General features: G+C 65.7%; 20 protein-coding genes. 9 read left to right on the top strand and 11 right to left on the bottom strand.

All coding sequences use genetic code 11. The features are described from left to right. From CFB50_RS18595 to CFB50_RS18585, 4 genes are all read right to left on the bottom strand, one after another. Positions 1 to 411, bottom strand: coding sequence for a hypothetical protein (locus CFB50_RS18595; RefSeq protein ID WP_089446813.1), 411 nt, complete (start codon positions 409 to 411; stop codon positions 1 to 3). Between the two features lie 420 nt (positions 412 to 831). Then, the gene (locus tag CFB50_RS40045; protein ID WP_256979140.1) at positions 832 to 960 is read right to left on the bottom strand and encodes a hypothetical protein; all 129 of its coding nucleotides are present in this window, start codon (positions 958 to 960) and stop codon (positions 832 to 834) included. Positions 961 to 962: 2 nt separating this feature from the next. Further along, entirely contained in the window at positions 963 to 1,847 is an 885-nt protein-coding gene (locus CFB50_RS18590; protein ID WP_089446812.1) for an alpha/beta fold hydrolase, read from the bottom strand. A 28-nt stretch (positions 1,848 to 1,875) separates the two neighbouring features. After that, positions 1,876 to 2,931, bottom strand: a complete 1,056-nt coding sequence (locus CFB50_RS18585; RefSeq protein WP_089448359.1) for a sugar phosphate isomerase/epimerase family protein — start codon at positions 2,929 to 2,931, stop codon at positions 1,876 to 1,878. Positions 2,932 to 3,044: 113 nt separating this feature from the next. Here CFB50_RS18585 and CFB50_RS18580 point away from each other — a divergent pair, with 113 nt between their 5' ends. The 3 genes from CFB50_RS18580 to CFB50_RS18570 all read left to right on the top strand — a co-directional run bounded on the left by CFB50_RS18580 (position 3,045) and on the right by CFB50_RS18570 (position 5,470). Beyond that, positions 3,045 to 3,650 carry a TetR/AcrR family transcriptional regulator gene (locus CFB50_RS18580; RefSeq protein ID WP_069250445.1) on the top strand — a complete coding sequence of 202 codons (606 nt, stop codon included), beginning with the start codon at positions 3,045 to 3,047 and terminating at the stop codon, positions 3,648 to 3,650. Positions 3,651 to 3,663: 13 nt separating this feature from the next. Next, positions 3,664 to 4,104, top strand: coding sequence for a hypothetical protein (locus tag CFB50_RS18575; RefSeq protein ID WP_083266196.1), 441 nt, complete (start codon positions 3,664 to 3,666; stop codon positions 4,102 to 4,104). Between the two features lie 331 nt (positions 4,105 to 4,435). Next, positions 4,436 to 5,470: a helix-turn-helix domain-containing protein gene (locus tag CFB50_RS18570; RefSeq protein ID WP_089446811.1), complete on the top strand. Its 1,035-nt coding sequence runs from the start codon at positions 4,436 to 4,438 to the stop codon at positions 5,468 to 5,470. A 73-nt stretch (positions 5,471 to 5,543) separates the two neighbouring features. Here the strand turns inward: CFB50_RS18570 and CFB50_RS18565 are convergent, their stop codons facing one another. The 7 genes from CFB50_RS18565 to CFB50_RS18535 form a co-directional block, all read right to left on the bottom strand. Further along, entirely contained in the window at positions 5,544 to 5,930 is a 387-nt protein-coding gene (locus CFB50_RS18565; RefSeq protein WP_069250443.1) for a nuclear transport factor 2 family protein, read from the bottom strand. An 85-nt stretch (positions 5,931 to 6,015) separates the two neighbouring features. Further along, a complete protein-coding gene (gene fdxA, locus CFB50_RS18560; RefSeq protein ID WP_069250442.1) occupies positions 6,016 to 6,339 on the bottom strand; it encodes a ferredoxin FdxA in 324 nt (107 codons plus the stop codon). Positions 6,340 to 6,367: 28 nt separating this feature from the next. Then, positions 6,368 to 7,612, bottom strand: a complete 1,245-nt coding sequence (locus tag CFB50_RS18555) for an ATP-grasp domain-containing protein (RefSeq protein ID WP_069250441.1) — start codon at positions 7,610 to 7,612, stop codon at positions 6,368 to 6,370. 33 nt (positions 7,613 to 7,645) lie between these two features. Beyond that, on the bottom strand, positions 7,646 to 8,968 hold the full coding sequence (locus tag CFB50_RS18550; protein WP_069250440.1) for an ATP-grasp domain-containing protein: 1,323 nt from the start codon (positions 8,966 to 8,968) through the stop codon (positions 7,646 to 7,648). 2 nt (positions 8,969 to 8,970) lie between these two features. Further along, on the bottom strand, positions 8,971 to 10,296 hold the full coding sequence (locus CFB50_RS18545; protein WP_089446810.1) for an ATP-grasp domain-containing protein: 1,326 nt from the start codon (positions 10,294 to 10,296) through the stop codon (positions 8,971 to 8,973). Positions 10,297 to 10,309: 13 nt separating this feature from the next. Then, complete coding sequence (locus CFB50_RS18540; RefSeq protein ID WP_069250438.1) at positions 10,310 to 11,062, bottom strand: hypothetical protein; 753 nt, start codon at positions 11,060 to 11,062, stop codon at positions 10,310 to 10,312. A gap of 55 nt (positions 11,063 to 11,117) precedes the next feature. Next, positions 11,118 to 11,555 (bottom strand): 2Fe-2S iron-sulfur cluster-binding protein, encoded by a 438-nt coding sequence (locus CFB50_RS18535; protein WP_231937874.1) that lies wholly within the window; start codon positions 11,553 to 11,555, stop codon positions 11,118 to 11,120. A gap of 194 nt (positions 11,556 to 11,749) precedes the next feature. Between CFB50_RS18535 and CFB50_RS18530 the strand changes: the two genes are divergently transcribed. The 6 genes from CFB50_RS18530 (at position 11,750) to CFB50_RS18505 (ending at position 17,768) form a co-directional block, all read left to right on the top strand. Next, on the top strand, positions 11,750 to 12,703 hold the full coding sequence (locus tag CFB50_RS18530) for an iron-containing redox enzyme family protein (RefSeq protein WP_089446809.1): 954 nt from the start codon (positions 11,750 to 11,752) through the stop codon (positions 12,701 to 12,703). Positions 12,704 to 12,814: 111 nt separating this feature from the next. Continuing rightward, a complete protein-coding gene (locus CFB50_RS18525) occupies positions 12,815 to 14,041 on the top strand; it encodes an MFS transporter (RefSeq protein WP_089446808.1) in 1,227 nt (408 codons plus the stop codon). Between the two features lie 37 nt (positions 14,042 to 14,078). After that, entirely contained in the window at positions 14,079 to 15,479 is a 1,401-nt protein-coding gene (locus CFB50_RS18520; protein WP_089446807.1) for a pyridoxal phosphate-dependent decarboxylase family protein, read from the top strand. Continuing rightward, positions 15,476 to 15,982: a disulfide bond formation protein B gene (locus CFB50_RS18515; protein ID WP_089446806.1), complete on the top strand. Its 507-nt coding sequence runs from the start codon at positions 15,476 to 15,478 to the stop codon at positions 15,980 to 15,982. Before CFB50_RS18520 ends, CFB50_RS18515 begins: the two co-directional genes overlap by 4 nt. Before the next feature lie 74 nt (positions 15,983 to 16,056). Then, positions 16,057 to 17,076, top strand: coding sequence for a CDP-6-deoxy-delta-3,4-glucoseen reductase (locus CFB50_RS18510; protein WP_089446805.1), 1,020 nt, complete (start codon positions 16,057 to 16,059; stop codon positions 17,074 to 17,076). Between the two features lie 239 nt (positions 17,077 to 17,315). Then, a complete protein-coding gene (locus tag CFB50_RS18505) occupies positions 17,316 to 17,768 on the top strand; it encodes a glycine zipper domain-containing protein (protein WP_089446804.1) in 453 nt (150 codons plus the stop codon). The last annotated feature ends 70 nt before the right edge of the window (positions 17,769 to 17,838 follow it).

Below are 17,838 nucleotides of genomic sequence, written 5' to 3'. Positions count from 1 at the left end.
CTATGCCGGCCGCTGCCGGCAGAATGCGAGCAGGGGACGCACGGCGCCGTCGAGCGAGCCGAAGATCGAATACGCGGTCGTTTCGTCAAGCGCGGCCCCGAGCCCGGACAGGCACGCCCACGTCAACAGGCCCGGAAGCGACCGCGCAAATGCGAATCCGACGAACCCCGCCGCACGGCAAAGCAGGCCGAGCGTGGTCAGCACGCGGCTGCTGAAGCGATCCGTCGACGCCCCCAGCACCAGCGGCAGCAACCGGCTCGCCAGCTGGTTCACCGTCAGCACGCTGGCAACGCTGCCCGCGTCCAGATGGCGCTCCATGTCGAGGAACGCGGCAAGCTGCGGCAGCGATCCGAACACCGACAGATTCACCAGGAACTGGAGGATCAGCAGCATCCGCGTCGACGTCGGCACGCCTTGCGCGATTCCGGTGAGCCAGGCGGCCGGGTTGTTGTGCTTCTAGCGCAACGGGTCGACTCTGTCGCCGGACACTCGGCGATCGCAATCATCCATCATGTTCTCCACTGACGTTCGATGCCGGCCAGACGGAGCATGAAAAAAGCCCCGTCCGTTTCCGGCGGGGCTTGGGGTGGGTTCGATACACTGACCTACGACGCGCGACCTCCTCCCGGCCCGCCATTGGCGGTCGTGGTGGTAGTCGTGGTCGTGACGAAAAGTGCGTTCATGTGAGGAATCTAGTCAACCTGCTGTCGGGCGTCAATACGTCGACTGCGTCGCCGGTCGGACAGGAAGTTCATCGATGTCACGGAAAACGCGTCGGTCTTTCTGATCCCGTGCGGCCGCCGGACCGTACGTCCCGCTCCGGCCATGCGCTCACCGCTGGAACGCCCTGCGCATCTGCGCGCCGGCCACGTCGAACACCTGGCGGGCTGCCGGCGTCACGCCGGCCATATGGATGCACGCATGGATCATCCCCAGCAGCACGACGCAATCGATCGGCATGGTCAGCGGCTCCGTTCCAGGAACGGCAGCAGATGGCCGATGAATGCGTCGGGCGCCTCTTCCATGATGAAGTGGCCGCAATCAGGCACGACCGCGCCCTGCAGATCCCTCGCGTTGTCGCGCATCGTGACCAGCGGTGCATCGCCGGTCGCATGTTCGGCACCGATGGCGAGCACGGGCATCGTCAGCGGGTGCTTCGCCCGCGCCTCATTCTGCCGGATCGTCTCCGGAATCGCGCGGTAATAGGCGAAGCCGCCGCGCAAGCCGCCCGGTGCCGAATACGCGTCGATATACACATCGACGGCCACGCAATCGCGCCGGAACGACCAGCAGTTGAACATGAATTCCAGATAGGCCCGTTCACGTCCCGCAATCAGCGTCTCGGGCAGATCGGCCAGCTGGTTGAACATGAAATGCCACAGGAAGATGTTCTCTTCCGGCGGAGCGAAGATCGACGGCGCGGGCGCCAGCCCGGGGATCACCGCCTCCGTGAGCGTCAGCGACTTCACCGCCTCGGGCCGATCGCTCGCGAGCGCATAGGCCACCCACATACCGACGTCGTGGCCGGCCACCTGGTACACATCGAAGCCAAGCTGCACCATCACGCGATGCAACGTGGCCGCCGTGTGGCCCGTGTCGTAACCCGCAAGCGGCCGGTCGGAATAGCCGGTGCCGGGCGGATCGACCGCGACGGCCATGAAGCCGCGCGCGGCGAGCGCCTGCATCACATGACGCCATGCGTACCAGGTTTGCGGCCATCCCGGAATCAGCAAGACCGGGGTGCCCGCGCCGGCCGTGACGCAATGAATGCGCTGGCCGTCGACGCGCACATATTGATGATCGAAGCGTTGAGCGTCGGCTGACGACGACTGAAGTTGAGCGGACATATCGATGGTTCCTCGCAACGGGGCCGGCTCAGGCGATGCCGAGCATGTCGTGGATTTGCTGTTGATTGACCGCGGCACCGGCGAAGTCGTCGAAGATGCGCTCCGTCACCCGGATGGTGTGGTCGTTGATGAACGCAACCCCTTCGCGCGCGCCGTCTTCCTGGTCCTTGAGGCAGCACTCCCACTCGAGGGTGGCCCATCCTGCGTAGTCATACTGAGCAAATTTCGAAAAAATCGCCTTGAAGTCGACCTGACCGTCGCCGAGCGAACGGAAACGGCCGGCACGCTCGAGCCACGAACTGTAGCCGCCGTAGATGCCCTGACGCCCCGAAGGCAGAAACTCGGCATCCTTCACATGGAACATGCGGATGTGGTCGCGGTAGATATCGATGTACGCGAGATAGTCCAGCTGCTGCAGCACGAAATGGCTCGGATCGAACAGCATCTTGCAGCGCGCGTGCTCGCCGACCCGCGCATGGAAGCGCTCGAAGCTGACGCCGTCGTGCAGGTCCTCGCTGGGATGGATCTCGTAGCAGAGGTTGACGCCGTTTTCATCGCAGACATCGAGAATCGGCCGCCAGCGGCGCGCCAGTTCATCGAAAGCCGTCTCGATGAGGCCGGCGGGCCGTTGCGGGAACGGAAACAGGTAGGGCCACGCGAACGAACCCGAAAAAGTGCCCATGTCGGTCAGCCCCAGGCGGCGTGAAGCCCGCGCCGCGAGCGTGAGCCGATCCAGCGCCCATGCGGTGCGCGCGGCCGGATTGCCGCGCACGGCTGCGGGCGCGAAGTTGTCGCACATCGCGTCGTACGCCGGATGCACGGCGACCAGTTGCCCGAAGATGTGCGTGGTCAGTTCGCTGATCGCCAGCCCGTGATCGGCCAGCATGCCCTTCATGTCATCGCAATAGGCCTGGCTTTCCGCGGCCGTCTCCACGTCGAACAGCCGGCCATCCCATGCGGGAATCTGCAGCGCCTTGAAGCCGACGCCGGCCGCCCATTGCGCGATGCTCGGCAAGCTGTTGAACGGTGCCGCATCGTCGGCGAACTGCGCGAGATGGAGACTGGGGCCCTTGAGGGTACGCATGATCATCAACTCCTATTGTTTGTTGATCGACAAAGAATAGGATACGGGAACGGCGCGTGTCAACACGGCGCGCGATAGAATCGGCGCACGATGTGACGACGGACGAAAGGGAAATGGCGGGACGACCGAGAGAATTTGATCGCGGCATGGCGCTGAAACGCGCGATGCTGGCGTTCTGGCGACACGGCTACGAAGGCACGTCGATGTCCGATCTGGTCGAAGTGATGGGGATCGCGTCAGCGCGCATCTATGCCGCCTTCGGCAGCAAGGAAGCCCTGTTCCAGGAAGCCGTGGCGCTCTACGAGCAAGGCGAAGGCGGTTTCGCCGATCGTGCGCTCGCCGAGGAAACGGATGTCCGCGCGGCGGTCGAACGGATGCTGCGCGATGCGGTCGCCGCCTATACCCGGCGCGGCCAGCCGCACGGCTGCATGGTGGTGTCCGCCGCCACCAATTACTCGGCCGAAAACGAAGGGGTCATGGAATGGCTGGCCGCCCATCGGCGCGCCCGCACGCAGTCGATCGCCGAGCGCCTGCAGCGCGCAGCCGAACAGGGGCAGCTCGCGCGGGACACCGACATCAAGGCGCTGGCCGATTTCTATGCGACGCAGCTGCACGGCATTTCCGTTCAATCCCGCGACGGGGTATCGAAAGAGCGCCTGCTCGCCTCGATCGGGCCGGCGATGATGCCGCTCGCGATGGCTATGCGTGACGGGGCGTGAGGCGGCGCGACTGATGGACCCCGATATTCAGAACATGCTCCGCCGCTATCGCGAACGAGAGATCGACCTGCATCAGTTGCGCGTGTGGCTTGACGGCGAAAGAACGCGTGTGGACGCACACATCCCCCGCGGTGAATGGCTGAAACTGAGGCGAGGCAGTGAAGCGCAAAGCAACGGTGCGATCGCGCGTCTGCTTCCCGCGTGCATACGCTGTCTCAGTGTCGGCGAGCCCAAAGCATTCGCGTCACATCATGAGTATCAGCAGTACACCCACCGTCGTGACGCAGCCATCGCAAACGGCGTCCTCTCCGACATTCCGCAACCTCATTTCTCTTCCGAAGGCGCCGATTCGGCAGGCTCCGCGATGTACTGTCGCTGCACCTGCTGCCGCGCGATCTGGGCATTCGTCGAGCCCGAGAAAGCTGAAAACGGTTCATGGAACCGAATCATCTAGGTGCGGCGTCCGAGAAGCGAGAAACACGTCCGACGAAAGATAATCGAAAGAAATATCAACACCCAATAGCCGATAAAATTTCAAAAAATTGCAATCATCGTTTCACTATCAGGCTCTCTTGAAGAGCACGGCTGCCCACCAGGCATTCCATACGATTGAGTCCCACTAAAAATTACAGAACCCCCCTCAATCCAGACGCAATCCAAACCTCCAAATAATTTATATAGATAGAAGAAAATCTATCTAGCAACGTGCCCCTCCGCCCATCCCATTCCCTTAAGAAACCCCTCTATAATTTAGCAAACCAAAATACGATATTGAGGGCCACAAGATGAGCAGCTCGACCAATCCGCCTTTCCGTTTCTCTCTACAGGATTATTCACCTGCCGAACGTCTCGAGGCATGGCAGACCCAGTATTCGATTGCGGAGTTCGCTTTAACCACGCCGATTGACCCGATAATCGACTATCAGTTTATCGGCTACACGCTCGGCAACATCTCGGTCGGCAAATGGACCTACCATCATCCGGGGAACCCGGCCGTTCCGCTCTCGTACGCGCTCAACCGTTCGGCGGCGTTCATTCGGCGGGACGGGATGGACAACTATTCGTTCAACCTGCGTGACGCGGGAAGCGTGCGCGGGGAGATCGACGGACGGCCGGTGTTCGTGCAGCCCGGGGATATCCTCGTCGTCGACCAGGCGCGTCCTTATCACCGTGAAATCCAGGCAGGCGACGCGGTCACGCTGCTGGTCGCGCGCGACATGCTGCCGAGCCTGCCGTCGAGCGTCCACGGCACCATCTTCAGCGGCGGAATCAGCCAGCTCCTCGACAGCTACCTGAGGAGCCTGCTCGACAAGATCGGCACGCTGTCGCAGTCGGAAGCGCTGCATGCCGAGCAGGCGACGCTGAGCCTGGTGAAGGCGATGCTCAGCCCGACCGCGCAAGAGATCTCGAATGCGCGCAACGAGTTGCTGTCGGCCCTGTACGTGAAAATCAAGGAGTACATCCGGCAGAACCTCGAATCGCCGGACCTGTCGCCGGATCGAATCTGCAAGGAAATCGGCATCTCGCGCTCGAGTCTGTACCGATTGTTCGAGCAGGATGGCGGGGTCGCGAATTACATCCGCAAACGCCGTCTGCTCGCGATTCACCGCGCGCTGATGTCGCCCGAGAGCCCGCGTCACCGGATCGGCGATCTCGCATACCGATACGGCTTCAACAGCAACACGCAGCTCAGTCGCGCGTTCAAGCTGGAGTTCGGTCACGCGCCGAGCGAGACACGCGTCGTCGCAGGAAGCCCGCAGCATCGCCTGCAACGACACGCGGATACCGACTACAACGGCTGGCTCGCGCAGATTCGCTGAACGTCGTGGCGCACACAGCGCACGACGGCCCGGCGTGCGGTGCACCGGGCCGTATGCGCATGCGGCCGAACAATCAGGCGAACGCTTCGACGGCGGCAGCCGTGTCCTCGAAGATCCGATAGTGGCGGATCACGTCGCCCTCGATACGTGCAACGACCGCGAATTCGCTCTTGAAGGTGCGGCCCGTCTTGCGCACGCGATGCTGCATGTAGCCGTACGCGAACACATAGTCGTCGGCTTCGGCCCATTTGCGGATCTCGAACTGCTCGGTCTCGAACTGCTCGACCAGCGTGCCCAGCAGGCGTTCGACACCGGCCTTGCCGACGAAGCGCCCGTAGATCGGCAGGCTCTCGGGGCCCTGCGGCTCGAACACCGTCGCGTCGTCGATCACTGCGAGCGCGCCCGGTACGTCACCGGCGCCGACCTTCGAGAAGAACTGTTGCAGCGGATTGAGTGCCATACAAACCTCCATGAATGGTGAATGGCAAAGCGGGATTGTCGAGACCGGCTCCCGCCGCGATGCCGGTATATCGTCGTGTCGACGGCTAGGATTCGAGCAGCGCGATCTTGCCGTCGACATTCGCCCAGCGGGCCGCGTCGACCGGCGGCAGCTGGCTGCGCGTGATGCTCGGCCACGTCTTCGACAGCGTCGCGTTCAACGCGACGAACGCGTACTGCACCGCCGGCACTTCGTCGGCGGGAAAGATCGCGCCGACCGGGCATTCGGCACGGCACACGCCGCAATCGATGCACTCGTCCGGATCGATGACCAGAAAATTCGCGCCTTCGTGAAAGCAATCGACCGGACACACCTCGACGCAATCGGTGTAGCGGCATTTGATGCAGTTCTCCGTGATCACGTGTGCCATGTTCGGCTCCTGTCGAAAGGCCCTTGCGTCAGGACGACGCCGGCACGGAAACGCACAGCGACGCGGAGGCGAACAGCCGCTCGATCCACTCGCGCGTCTCGTCCGGGCTCGGCGTGCCGATAATTCCCGCAAGCGGGGTTTCGCGCGCCGAGTACGTGACATTCGATGCGAATGCGCGACCCGTCTCGAGTTCGGCCCACGCGAGTACCGCGGGGCTCGTGCGGAACGGCTCGATGCCGGAGAACCCGTGGAAGCGGCCGCCTTGCACGTGATGGCCCGGAAACACGAACCAGCCATGCCAGAGCTGCTGCGCGAACGCGGTGCGCGCCGGCAGGCTGGCCGGCTCGCCGATCAGCAGCCGCAGTTCGACCGACGGCAGGTGGATGCCGGTGGCAAGTTCGAACGTCGCGACCACGTCCGCGCCGCCGACCCGGTTGCCGACTTCGAGAAACACCAGTTCGCCATCCTGCTCGATCGCTTCCAGGTGGAAGCTGCCCGTGTCGATGCGCACCGCGGCCAGTACGCGCTCGACCCAGCGCCGGGCCGTGTCGCTCAGCGCGAAATGGAACGAGCCGAGCGGCTGGCCCGCCGCATAGCCGAGGCAGGTGCCCACATAGCGGCTCGCGGTGACCGCGCGTGGCGTGCCGTCCGCGACGACGCCGTCGAAATGCAGAATCGGGCCGTCGACGAATTCCTCCAGCTGAAAATCCTCGATACCCGGTGCGTCCGAATCGAGCGCGGCGACGCCCGTGCGACGCGCCGCCAACGCATCGAACAGCGCGGCGGGCGTATCGAACACGACGACGTCGGCACTCGACGCGCCGCTGTGCGGCTTCAGCACCGTCTTGCCGTGCCACGGCGTGTGCCCCTGCGCGTCGATCCATGCGCGCAACGGCAGGAAGCGCGGCACGCGCACACCGGCGTCGTGCACCGCCGCCTTCATTTTCACCTTGTCGCGCACCAGCATCACGTCTTCGACCGATTTGCCGGCGATGCCGAATCGTGCCCGCAGCTTTGCCGCGTCGATCAATTCGTACTCCGACAAGGAAATCACGGCGTCGAATCGTTGCGGACGGGCTTCGAGCCACGCACTCGCCTCATCGAACGCGGAGGCGAGGCCGGCCCGCTCGACACGCGAGCAGCGCAGCTCCGCCGGAATCGTGTCGAGAATGTCGCGCTTGCCGAAATACGTGACGTCATGCCGATCGTGATCGATACCGCGCGCATAGTCGATGCGCAGATAGGGCACGCGGTGCAATACGAGAATGTTCATCGCGGTCTCCGGACCAATGGATTGACGGTGGCGTCACGCCGCCGCGCGCACTTCGCAGGCCGCATCGAGCGCAGCCGGCCAGCGCGCGCGCAGCGTCGCGACGACGTCGCGAATATCGGCGTCACCCGGTTCGAGCGTGATGCAGGCGAGCGCGACGAAATCGGCGTTGTCGCGCGCGATCGCGTGAACGAAGCGCCGGTCCGCATGCAGCCATTCGAAGCCCTGTGATTGCAGCGCGCCGTCGCGCAAGCCGAGCGTGCGCACGGTGTCGGCGATTGCGTCGCCGAGCGGGTCCGCGTCGGCTCGCACGTCCTGCGGCGAAAACTGCCGGTCGTATGCGACCCCCAGCATCACCGCGGCCGCGAAGCGCGCGGGCGCCGGGAGCGTCACGGGCGGCGCGACGCCCCAGACCGTGTCGATCCACGCGTGGAACAGGTCGACGCCATAAGCCCAGCGCGCGAGCCACCAGATCTTCATGCCCGCCGGGCGCCGGTTCGGTTCGACGACGGCGGCCTGCAACCCGTCGTCGCTGAGCTTGATCTCGTTGTGAAACGGGCCGTCGCGTTGCCCGACCAGCAGATTGGCGAGGCGGCCCGCGCGCGTGAGCGTGTCCGCTTCGTGATCGGCGAGCCGCGACGGCAGGATCTGCGCGACCTCGACCGGATAGCGGCCTGTCGCGCTGACCTTCTCGGTCGTAAACGCCAGCGCACCCAGGCCGTCGAACGAGAATTCGCGCGCGAACGGAATGAACGCTTCGCAGATCACGCCGCGCGACACGTACGGCGCGACCTCGCTGAACGCGGCTTCCAGGCTGTCGCCGTCACGCACGACCACCACGCCGCGGTTATTGCCCTCGCACGACGGCTTGACGACGAAGCCGCCCGGATGCGCGGCGGCGAAGCGTCGCAGATCGTCGACCGACGCTGCCTCCGCATAGTCCGGCACCATCACGCGCTGCGCTTCGAGCAGGGCGCGCACGCGGTGTTCCGCGACCCGATACGCGTGCTTGCTGAACGCACCGGCCGCCAGCGACGCGGAATCGACCGCCAGGCCGAGCCGTTCCAGCAGCGCGGCGCCCTGCTGGACTGCGTTGTCCGAAAACACGATACCCGCCCGCAGGTCGCCCGCGATACCCGCGAGCTGCGCAACGGCGGCGTCGACGAAGCCGTCCGCGAGCGGGTCGAGATCGATCACGTCGTCGCAGATACGCCAGTCACGTTCGCTCGGGCCCGAACGGATCAGCACCGTCCGGGCGCCGTAGCGCTCGCGCGCGTAGCGCGCCAGGTGCGCGACGTCTTCCACCCGGCTCAGGTTGTAGTCGACGATCAACAGCGTCGATGCGGAACGAGCAGTCATGATCAGGCTCCCAGCGCGGGTTCGGCGACCCGGTAGTGCACAGTGATGGCATCCGCGGAAGCCGCGAGCAGCGTGTCGAGTTCGGCGTCGCGTTCCGCGCGGCTCATCGACCACAACAGCTGACCGAGAAAGACTTCGCGTGATGCCGGATCGACTTCGTCACCGGACTTCAGCAGCACCTGCGTCACCACGGGTGCGCGCGGCAGCGGATTGAGTTCGATCGACTCGATCCGGCCCGGTGACGCAAAGTAGACGCGGAAGACCGTCGCGTTCGGCCCCGGTGCCCGGCCGTCGGCGCCATAGGCGAGGTGCGCGAGCGACGCGCGCGCGGCATCGGCATCCAGCAGCAGCACCGCAAGCCACATGTCGAGCAGGTTCGCCGCGCCCGTAAGCGCCTTCACGCTCGGCGAAATCAGGCTGCCGCCCACGCGCGGATTGATCTCGATCAGATCCCAGCGTGCACCGTCGAAACGGGCCTCGACATGGAAGCAGCCCCAGTCGAGCGCAAGGTGCGCGAACACCTTGCCGAGCCACGCGATGCCGGCCGCGCATTCGTGCGCGGCGATCGAGACGGGCGGGCTGGTGCAGCTGTCTTCCAGCACGGTGCCGTTCGCTTCGGTCAGCTCGCATTTCTCGTGGATCGCGACCACATGCAGACGTCCGTCGACCACCAGCACCTCGAAGCTGCACTCGGTCCCGCTCACGTACTCTTCCGCGATGAACCGGACACCGTCGCCGAGCACCGACGCATAGACCGTGTCCGCCCGCGCTTCGGCCGCGATCGCCTCGAGCGTCGCCCAGCTCGTGTCGTGCGTGAGCCGGAAGGCGCCGTACGACGCGATGCCCTGCACCGGCTTCACGAAATAGTCGCCGCCCGTCGCCTGCAGCGCGCGCAGCACGTCCGGCGTGAGCGTGTGCGCGATTCGGCTGGAGAGGCCCACCGCATGCAGCGCGTTGCGGACCTGGAGCTTGTCGCGCAGCGATTCGACCTGCGCCGGTGCGAGATCCGCGACACCCAGGCGCGCATTCGCATGAGCCATCAGCCCGCGGTAGCCTTCCCACACCGAAATGCAGGCGCGTACCCGCACGCCGCGCGCCTGTAACGCGTCGAGCGTGCGGTCGACATCCTCCTCCGACAGCTCGTGCGCGTCGCCCGCATGGACGCCGGCCGCCAGCGCGCGCAGCGCGTCGAGGCGCCCCGCGTGCTCCGGCAGCGGCCGGGAAGACAGGACGTATGCGTGCAATTGCCGCTGGCCGATCGCCGCGACCAGATCCTCGACGAACGAATAACCGCAGTGACTCAGAATCAGAACGCCATCAGCCAGCATGTCGGCTCTCCCGTCAGGCTGCCGCCTTCAGCGTCGACGCGATCTTGTCGTCGTACAGTTCCTTGAAATACAGCGCGAGAACCGTCTGGTGTTCGCCCAGATAGCGCTTCAGCGCCGCGATGTCATCGTCGTCGCGCAGCAGGTAGCGGATCGCCGCCCACACTTCGCCCGGATGGTCGTCGTTGATGTCGGTGTGCGAATGCGCGATCTGCCCGCCGATGTTCTGCTCGCCGACCGAATCCTTCAGCGCCTCGATCTTGCGCGGCTCGAGTTTCACGTTCACGTACTCGACCAGATACGAGTACGCGACGACGCCGAGCGGGCCTTCGTGATCGAGCAGATACGAGAAATAGCCGGTCAGCAGCTTCGTCGACAGGTACGGCTCCGTCGCAAGAAACGCGTCGCGCGTGACGCCGGCGCGCTCGAGATCCTGGATGAACAGGTCGTCGTGCAGCATTTCCTCGCGCTCGTAGTTCGCCCAGATCTGCGCCGCTTCCGGGCTGCGCTTCGCGATCTCGGCGAGCGCCTTCGATTCGGACACGCGCAGCAGCCGGATACGCCACGCCGTTTCGATCAGGTGGCGACGGTAGTACTCGCTGTCGACGGTCTTGCCTTCGAGGTGCGCGGCGTACGGCACGGTGTCGTACCACGTGTCGATCTGACGATCGATCAGTGCATCGATCTCGCCGCGCAACTGTGCGGATGCGGCTGCATTCAGGAACGGCGTACGGTGCTCGAGACCGGCGTTTTTCACACGATTACTCATAAGAAATCCTATATAAATGACGTGGAGACAGGCATGGAACGCAACGTTGATGGATTCAGCCGTCTGACGTGACGACCTGCACGGTCGCCGCGCCGGTCAGCCGGCATTGACACGCGAGCCTGAAGCGCTCGTCCGGATATCCGAGCCTGCGGAGAAAGGCCGTTTCCTCCACCTGCCGGCTGCCGAGATTGGGCAGGCCGTCCAGCACTTCGATGACACAGGCACCGCACGCACCCGCCCGGCAGCCGAACGGAATCGATTCCTGTCCGTGCAGCTCGAAGTCGAGCTCCGTCAACGCAGCGCGATCCGGAAGCCACACTTCGATACCCTGCGGCAGCAACGTCAGTCTGTGCATCGCTTCATCCTCCGTGTCCATCCGGGCCGCCGTCACCTGCGAACGCAGCAGCGAGCCCGGTGCACGTAATGTATGAAAAGCGCGGCCGTCACCGTTAGCGTTTTTGTCCCAACAAACCGACGATTCGTTTCTGTGCATCCGCCCGCACCGAATGCCGTGCGGGATGGGACGCACTGTCAATCCATTGAGACGCGCCGGCTAACCGCCGCGCATCGCGTTCAGTACATTTCCCATCATCGTCGGCTTCGCAGCGCGGCCCTGGCGCCGGTATCCGCCATCAGCGGAGTCGTATGGTCCGCAATCCCTCCCATCCCGAGACTGGAGCGACAAGCATGTCAACGCAAGCGATTCAAGCAGCAGCACATCACCTGATCCACGCGGCACACGGCCCCGAAACGGCCGACGTTCCGCGCTGCAATACGCTGGACGCACAGAAGCGCCTGAACGCGTTCTACCTGCGCGAACTCGCGCCGCCGAGTGCATACGACACGATTCCGCAACCGGCGGAATACGACGAGATCCTGGCGCTGGAAAGCGAGTGGAATCTCCACGAGGAATCGCGCCTCGACCTGTCCGGGCTGCCCGAGAACGCCGAACAACTCGAGGAGTGGTACTACACGCTGCGTCGCACGAATCGCGAAGCCGTCGCGCCGTTCTTCCGCTTTCTCGCAGAGGAAGCGTCGCTCGAGCAGCTCGCGTTCTACGTCTGCCTCGAAGCCCAGGTCGACGGACGCTTCGACGACACGATCGCGCTGTCGCAGATCGGCATGCTGGGCGACATGAAGCTCGCGGTCGCAGAGAACTTCTGGGACGAAATGGGGCTCGGCGAGCTGGAAGGCATGCACACGCTGCTGTTCGGAAAGGCCGAGCCGCATTTCCGGCAGTACCTGCAGCGCTTCGACCCGTCGATCCTGTCGTCGGCCCTCGCGCTGAAGAACGGCAACCTGCTGTCGATGTACGCGCTGCGTCGCTGGTACGTGGTCCGCCTGCTCGGCACGCTGACGCTGCTCGAGGACACGGTGCCGTACCGCTTCTCGAAGATGGTGAAGGGCATGCGCCGCCACCAGGTGCCCGAGGAAGTCATCGCCTACCACGTGCTGCACACGAAGATCGACGTGGTGCACGGCAATAGCCTGGTGAAGCGCGTGCTGCTGCCGCTCGCGACACAAAACCCGGCCGCGATCCGGGACATCTGCATCGGTTGCCTGATCCGCTTCAACGTCGAGAAGGATTACTACGCAGGCGCGGGCCAGGTGATGGAGAACATGCGCCAGTCGCTGCAGTAACGCGGCGGCGCGGGCTACCCCACGCGCCGAGCCGTTTCCCGGGGCGGTCCGCGCAACCCGCGTGCGCCGCCCGCCTGCTTTCTTCATGCCGGTTCGCACCCCGTCACCATCATGAGCCTCGAACAACTGTCTCCGCTACCGCGCGCCCCGCAAGCCCACGCGGCGCCCGCCCATGCCACGCTGACGCGCCCTGTCACGCTGCTGTTCGCGACGACGGCGGGATTCGCCGTCGCCAACGTCTACTATGCGCAGCCGTTGCTCGACACGCTCGCGCACCAGTTCGACATCTCGCGCGCCGCCATCGGCAGCATCATGACGATCACGAGCATCTGCTACGGGCTCGGCCTCCTGCTCCTCGTTCCGCTCGGCGATCTGTGGGATCGGCGCCGGATGATCCTGATCCAGTCGGTCGTCTGCGCGCTCGCGCTGCTGTCGATCGCCACCGCCACGCGCGCCTCCGTGCTGTTCGCCGGCATGGCGCTGATCGGCTTCCTGAGCGTCGTCACCCAGGTGCTCGTGTCGTTCGCGGCGGGGCTCGCCGAACCGGCGGAACGCGGGCAGGTGGTCGGCACCGTGACGAGCGGCATCGTGCTCGGCATCCTGCTCGCGCGCACGTTCTCGGGCGCGATCGCCGACCTTGCGGGATGGCGCGCGGTGTATTTCACGTCGGCCAGCGTCATGCTGCTGCTCGCCGTCGTGCTGTCGCGTGTCCTCCCGCACCATCGCCTTCCGGGTGTCGCCGAACCGTATCCGCGCCTGATCGCGTCGGTATTCGCCCTCTTCGCGCAGGAGCGCGTGCTGCGCGTGCGCGCATTCATCGCCTTCCTGCATTTCGCGGCCGCGATGACGCTGTGGACGCCGATGGTGCTGCCGCTCAGCGCGCCGCCGCTGTCGCTGTCGCATACGGAAATCGGGCTGTTCGGGCTCGCGGGCGCGGCGGGCGCGCTCGGCGCCGCACGCGCCGGCCGTCTCGCCGATCGCGGCCTGGCGCAATGGACGTCCGGCATCGGGCTCGCGCTGATGCTCGTGTCATGGCTGCCCACCGCGCTCATGACGCATTCGCTCGGGGCGCTCGTCGTGGGCGTCGTCGCATTCGACCTCGGCCTGCAGGCGGTGCACGTGACCAACCAGAGCCTGATCTACGGCGTGCGCCCCGACGCACGCAGCCGCCTGACGGCCGGCTACATGTTGCTCTACGCCGCCGGCTGCGCGTCCGGCTCGATCGCGTCGACCTACGTGTATGCGCGCTTCGGCTGGGACGGCGTCTGTACGCTCGGCGCCGCGTTCAGCGCGCTCGCGCTGCTGTTCTGGTATGCGACGCTGCGCCCGCGTGCGTGACGTCCGTCTCTTTCCTCCACCCACCTCCACTGACAGCATGGACGCCAAACTCTCACACGACCTCGTCGGCATCGAAGCGGTTCTGCAGCGTACCCTCGATCACGCGCTCGACGTGCTGGACCGCATCGACGAGCGCCCGGCCGCGCTCGCGCCGCCCGCTGCCGTGCCGCACCCGCTACCGGCCCAGGGCCCCGGCTTCGACGCGGCACTGGACGATTTCCTGGCGCGCTGGGCACCCGGCTTCTCCGGGAGCGCCGGCGCGCGCTACCTCGGCTTCGTGACAGGGGGCGCCACGCCCGCCGCGCTCGCCGGCGACTGGCTGACCAGCGTGTATGACCAGAACCCGACGGCGGGCATCGACAGCTCGGCCCCCGATCTCGAGCGCGAAACCGTCGCACGGCTGCGCGAGCTGTTCGGATTGTCGGATGCGCAGCAGGGTGTGCTCGTCAGCGGCGCGACGATGTCGAACCTGGTCGGGCTCGCCATCGGCCGCGAATGGCTGGGCGAACGATGCCCGGAGCATGTCGACATCGCGGAGGATGGCGTGGGCATGCTGCCGCCGATCCGCGTGCTGTCCGGCACCCCGCACTCGAGCATCTACAAGGCGCTCTCCGTGCTCGGCATCGGGCGTCGCGCGGTACAGAAGATCCCGACGCTGAAGGACCGCGAGGCGATCGACGTCGACGCGCTCGAGGCCGCGCTGCAGCGTTTCGCGGGCGAGCCGGTGATCGTCGTCGCGAACGCCGGCACCGTCAATACCGTCGACTACGACGCGTTGCAGGCGATCGCCGCGCTCCGGTCGCGCTATCCGTTTTGGCTGCACGTCGACGCGGCGTTCGGCGCGTTCGCCGCGCTGTCGCCCGACCACGCCGCGCTCGTGCGTGGCCTCGACGACGCCGATTCGATCTGCATCGACCTGCACAAGTGGCTGAACGTGCCGTACGACGCCGCGGTGCAGTTCAGCCGCCGGCGCGACCTGCAGGTGCGGGTCTTCCAGAACAGCTCCGCGTACCTGGGCGTGCCGACCGACAATCCGGACTTCGTCCACCTCACGCCGGAGAATTCGCGCCGGCTGCGCGCACTGTCGACCTGGTTCGCGCTTGCCGCGTACGGCCGCGACGGCCATGCGGAAATCGTCCGGCGCAACATCGCGCTCGCGCATCGGCTCGGCAGGCAGATCGCCGAGCAGCCGGGCCTGGCGTTGCTGGCGCCGACCCGCGTCAACGTCGTCTGCTTCACGCTCGCCGAGCAGCCCGACGAGGCACGCGTCAACGCATACATGCGCGCGGTGCGCGATCTCGGCGACGTCTTCATCACGACGACGGTCCATGCGGGCACGTGGGGCTTGCGCGCCGCGTTCTGCAACTGGCGGACCGACACGCGCGATGTCGACCGCGTGTTCGAGTCGCTCGTCAGCGCACTCGGAGCCGTGCGATGAGCGCCCCGATCGACGCCACGTGCGCGGAACGGTGGACGCTGCTGGCAATCGGCGCAGGCAGCCTCGCGCTCGTCGCCGGCGCACTGTGGATCCAGCTGGCGTGGCAGGAGGATCCGTGCCCGCTGTGCATCATCCAGCGCTATCTGTTCCTGCTGATCGCACTGTTCGCGCTCGTAGGGGCAGCAGGCGGGCGCCGCGTTGCGTTGCTGCGCGGACTCTCGCTGGCCTCCGCACTGGCCGGCGCGGCGGTCGCCATACGGCACATCTACGTGCAGGCTCACCCGGGATTCAGTTGCGGCTTCGATGCATTGCAGCCGGTGGTCGACGGCCTGCCGCCGGCACACTGGCTGCCGTTGGTCTTCAAGGTCGGCGGGTTGTGCGAAACGTTGTATCCGCCGATTCTCGGGCTGTCGTTGCCGATGTGGGCGCTGGCGGGGTTCGCCGCGATTGCGGCAGCGCTCGGCTGGCGGATCCGCGCGCAAGCGGTCGTCCGCACCGCCTGATACCTTCTTCTGACGTGCGGACGCGCGGTTTGATCGGGCGACACCGGTGTCCGCACACCGCCGTCAAACACACCATGACATTCAAAGTCGCACTGACGCAAAGCGGCCGGCAATTCCAGGTCGAGTCGGATGAAACCGTGCTGGCGGCCGCGCTGCGCCAGAACGTCCATCTGCCGTACGGCTGCAAGAACGGCGCGTGCGGCTCCTGCAAGGGCCAGATCGTGTCGGGCCAGATCGAACAGGGCCCGCACGCCGCGTCGGCGCTGTCCAACGACGAGCGCACGCGCGGCCTCGCGCTGCTGTGCTGCTCGAAGGCGCAGTGCGACCTCGAAATCGACGTGCGTGAAATCGCCGGCGTCGACGGCGTGCAGGTCAAGAAGCTACCGTGCCGCATCGCCGCGCTCGAGCGCAAGGCCGACGACGTGATGGTCGTGAAGCTCCAGTTGCCTGCCAACGAACGCCTGCAGTATCTCGCGGGCCAGTACGTCGAGTTCATCCTGAAGGACGGCTCGCGCCGCAGCTACTCGATGGCGAACGCGCCGCACGAGGAAGGCCCGATCGAGCTGCACATCCGCCACATGCCGGGCGGCAAGTTCACCGACCACGTGTTCGGCGCGATGAAGGAGCGCGACATCCTGCGCTTCGAAGGCCCGCTCGGCACGTTCTTCCTGCGTGAAGATTCCGACAAGCCGATCGTGCTGCTCGCATCGGGCACCGGCTTCGCGCCGATCAAGGCGATCATCGAGCACGTGAAGCACACGGGCATCACGCGCCCGACGACGCTCTACTGGGGCGCGCGCCGCAAGAAGGACATCTACCTCGGCGAACTCGCCGAGCAGTGGGCACGCGAGATCCCGAACTTCAAGTACGTGCCGGTGCTCTCCGAGCCGGACGCCGGCGATCAATGGACGGGCCGCACCGGCTTCGTCCATCGCGCGGTGATCGAGGATCTGCCCGACCTGTCGGGCCACCAGGTGTATGCATGCGGCGCGCCGGTGATGGTCGAATCCGCGCAGCGCGACTTCATTCGGCACCATCGACTGGCGGACGGCGAGTTTCTGGCGGATGCGTTCACGACGTCGATGCCGATGTAAGAGCTTGGCTTCTATGGACGTTTTTGTGCGGTTTGATGGAGAAACAATGGAGTCTGGATAAAAAAGCAGCGATGCCGAAGGGGCTTTCCAGGTGCACACAATCTGTTACGACAATGGCGATCCGGGTTTGAATGGGAGTGCTATCTTTCGCCGGCCTTTCGTTGAAAACACGCGTTGAAACGAATCGGTAGAAACGCAAGAAACCGGACTTCAGATTGAGCACAAGGAAGAGCATTCGCATGTTGAAGAGGATCGCCTCCGCATTCATCGTCACCGCGGCTGCGGTGATTTCACTGCCGGCCGCGGCAGACAACTGGGACAACGCGCTCGGTGGTGCGCTGGGCGGTATCGCCGGCGCAACCGTCGGCGATGCACTGGGCGGCCGCACCGGCGCGGTGGTGGGCGGCGCGATCGGTGGTGGCGCCGGCGGCGCGATCGCGGCGAATCGCGACGAGCGCGACGGCGCGATCATTGGCGGCGCACTCGGCGGCGGCGCGGGCACCGCGGCCGGCCATGCGATGGGCGGCCGCAACGGCGGGCTCCTCGGTGCGGCGCTCGGCGGTGGCGGCGGCGCGGCGCTGGGGGGCAACCTCGGCCGCAACGCGCGGGAGCGCGACGATGCACGGGACCGCGACAACATGCGCAGGATGCGTCGCAACAAACATCGATACGACGACGCGTACTACGACTGAAACGCTGACTGAGCCGTTCGTTGACGCCTGGCGAACGCGCATGCGATGAATTAAGTGCGCATTCCGCCCG

It is taken from the genome of Burkholderia sp. AU33423, from assembly GCF_002223135.1.
GTDB classification, from domain to species: Bacteria; Pseudomonadota; Gammaproteobacteria; order Burkholderiales; family Burkholderiaceae; genus Burkholderia; species Burkholderia lata_D.
This window is presented reverse-complemented; position numbering and strand designations above follow the sequence as displayed.

Bases quoted from the DNA above. Each gene is read 5' to 3' on its own strand.
- CFB50_RS18565 (WP_069250443.1), bottom strand. From the start codon at position 5,930: ATGGCACTCAATCCGCTGCAACAGTTCTTCTCGAAGGTCGGCGCCGGT.
- CFB50_RS18545 (WP_089446810.1), bottom strand. From the start codon at position 10,296: ATGCTGGCTGATGGCGTTCTGATTCTGAGTCACTGCGGTTATTCGTTC.
- CFB50_RS18585 (WP_089448359.1), bottom strand. From the start codon at position 2,931: ATGCGTACCCTCAAGGGCCCCAGTCTCCATCTCGCGCAGTTCGCCGAC.
- CFB50_RS18510 (WP_089446805.1), top strand. From the start codon at position 16,057: ATGACATTCAAAGTCGCACTGACGCAAAGCGGCCGGCAATTCCAGGTC.
- CFB50_RS18540 (WP_069250438.1), bottom strand. From the start codon at position 11,062: ATGAGTAATCGTGTGAAAAACGCCGGTCTCGAGCACCGTACGCCGTTC.
- CFB50_RS18525 (WP_089446808.1), top strand. From the start codon at position 12,815: ATGAGCCTCGAACAACTGTCTCCGCTACCGCGCGCCCCGCAAGCCCAC.
- CFB50_RS18580 (WP_069250445.1), top strand. From the start codon at position 3,045: ATGGCGGGACGACCGAGAGAATTTGATCGCGGCATGGCGCTGAAACGC.
- CFB50_RS18575 (WP_083266196.1), top strand. From the start codon at position 3,664: ATGGACCCCGATATTCAGAACATGCTCCGCCGCTATCGCGAACGAGAG.
- CFB50_RS18535 (WP_231937874.1), bottom strand. From the start codon at position 11,555: ATGCACAGAAACGAATCGTCGGTTTGTTGGGACAAAAACGCTAACGGT.
- CFB50_RS18505 (WP_089446804.1), top strand. From the start codon at position 17,316: ATGTTGAAGAGGATCGCCTCCGCATTCATCGTCACCGCGGCTGCGGTG.
- CFB50_RS18555 (WP_069250441.1), bottom strand. From the start codon at position 7,612: ATGAACATTCTCGTATTGCACCGCGTGCCCTATCTGCGCATCGACTAT.
- CFB50_RS18590 (WP_089446812.1), bottom strand. From the start codon at position 1,847: ATGTCCGCTCAACTTCAGTCGTCGTCAGCCGACGCTCAACGCTTCGAT.
- CFB50_RS18570 (WP_089446811.1), top strand. From the start codon at position 4,436: ATGAGCAGCTCGACCAATCCGCCTTTCCGTTTCTCTCTACAGGATTAT.
- CFB50_RS18550 (WP_069250440.1), bottom strand. From the start codon at position 8,968: ATGACTGCTCGTTCCGCATCGACGCTGTTGATCGTCGACTACAACCTG.
- CFB50_RS18515 (WP_089446806.1), top strand. From the start codon at position 15,476: ATGAGCGCCCCGATCGACGCCACGTGCGCGGAACGGTGGACGCTGCTG.
- CFB50_RS40045 (WP_256979140.1), bottom strand. From the start codon at position 960: ATGCCGATCGATTGCGTCGTGCTGCTGGGGATGATCCATGCGTGCATC.
- CFB50_RS18530 (WP_089446809.1), top strand. From the start codon at position 11,750: ATGTCAACGCAAGCGATTCAAGCAGCAGCACATCACCTGATCCACGCG.
- CFB50_RS18520 (WP_089446807.1), top strand. From the start codon at position 14,079: ATGGACGCCAAACTCTCACACGACCTCGTCGGCATCGAAGCGGTTCTG.
- fdxA (WP_069250442.1), bottom strand. From the start codon at position 6,339: ATGGCACACGTGATCACGGAGAACTGCATCAAATGCCGCTACACCGAT.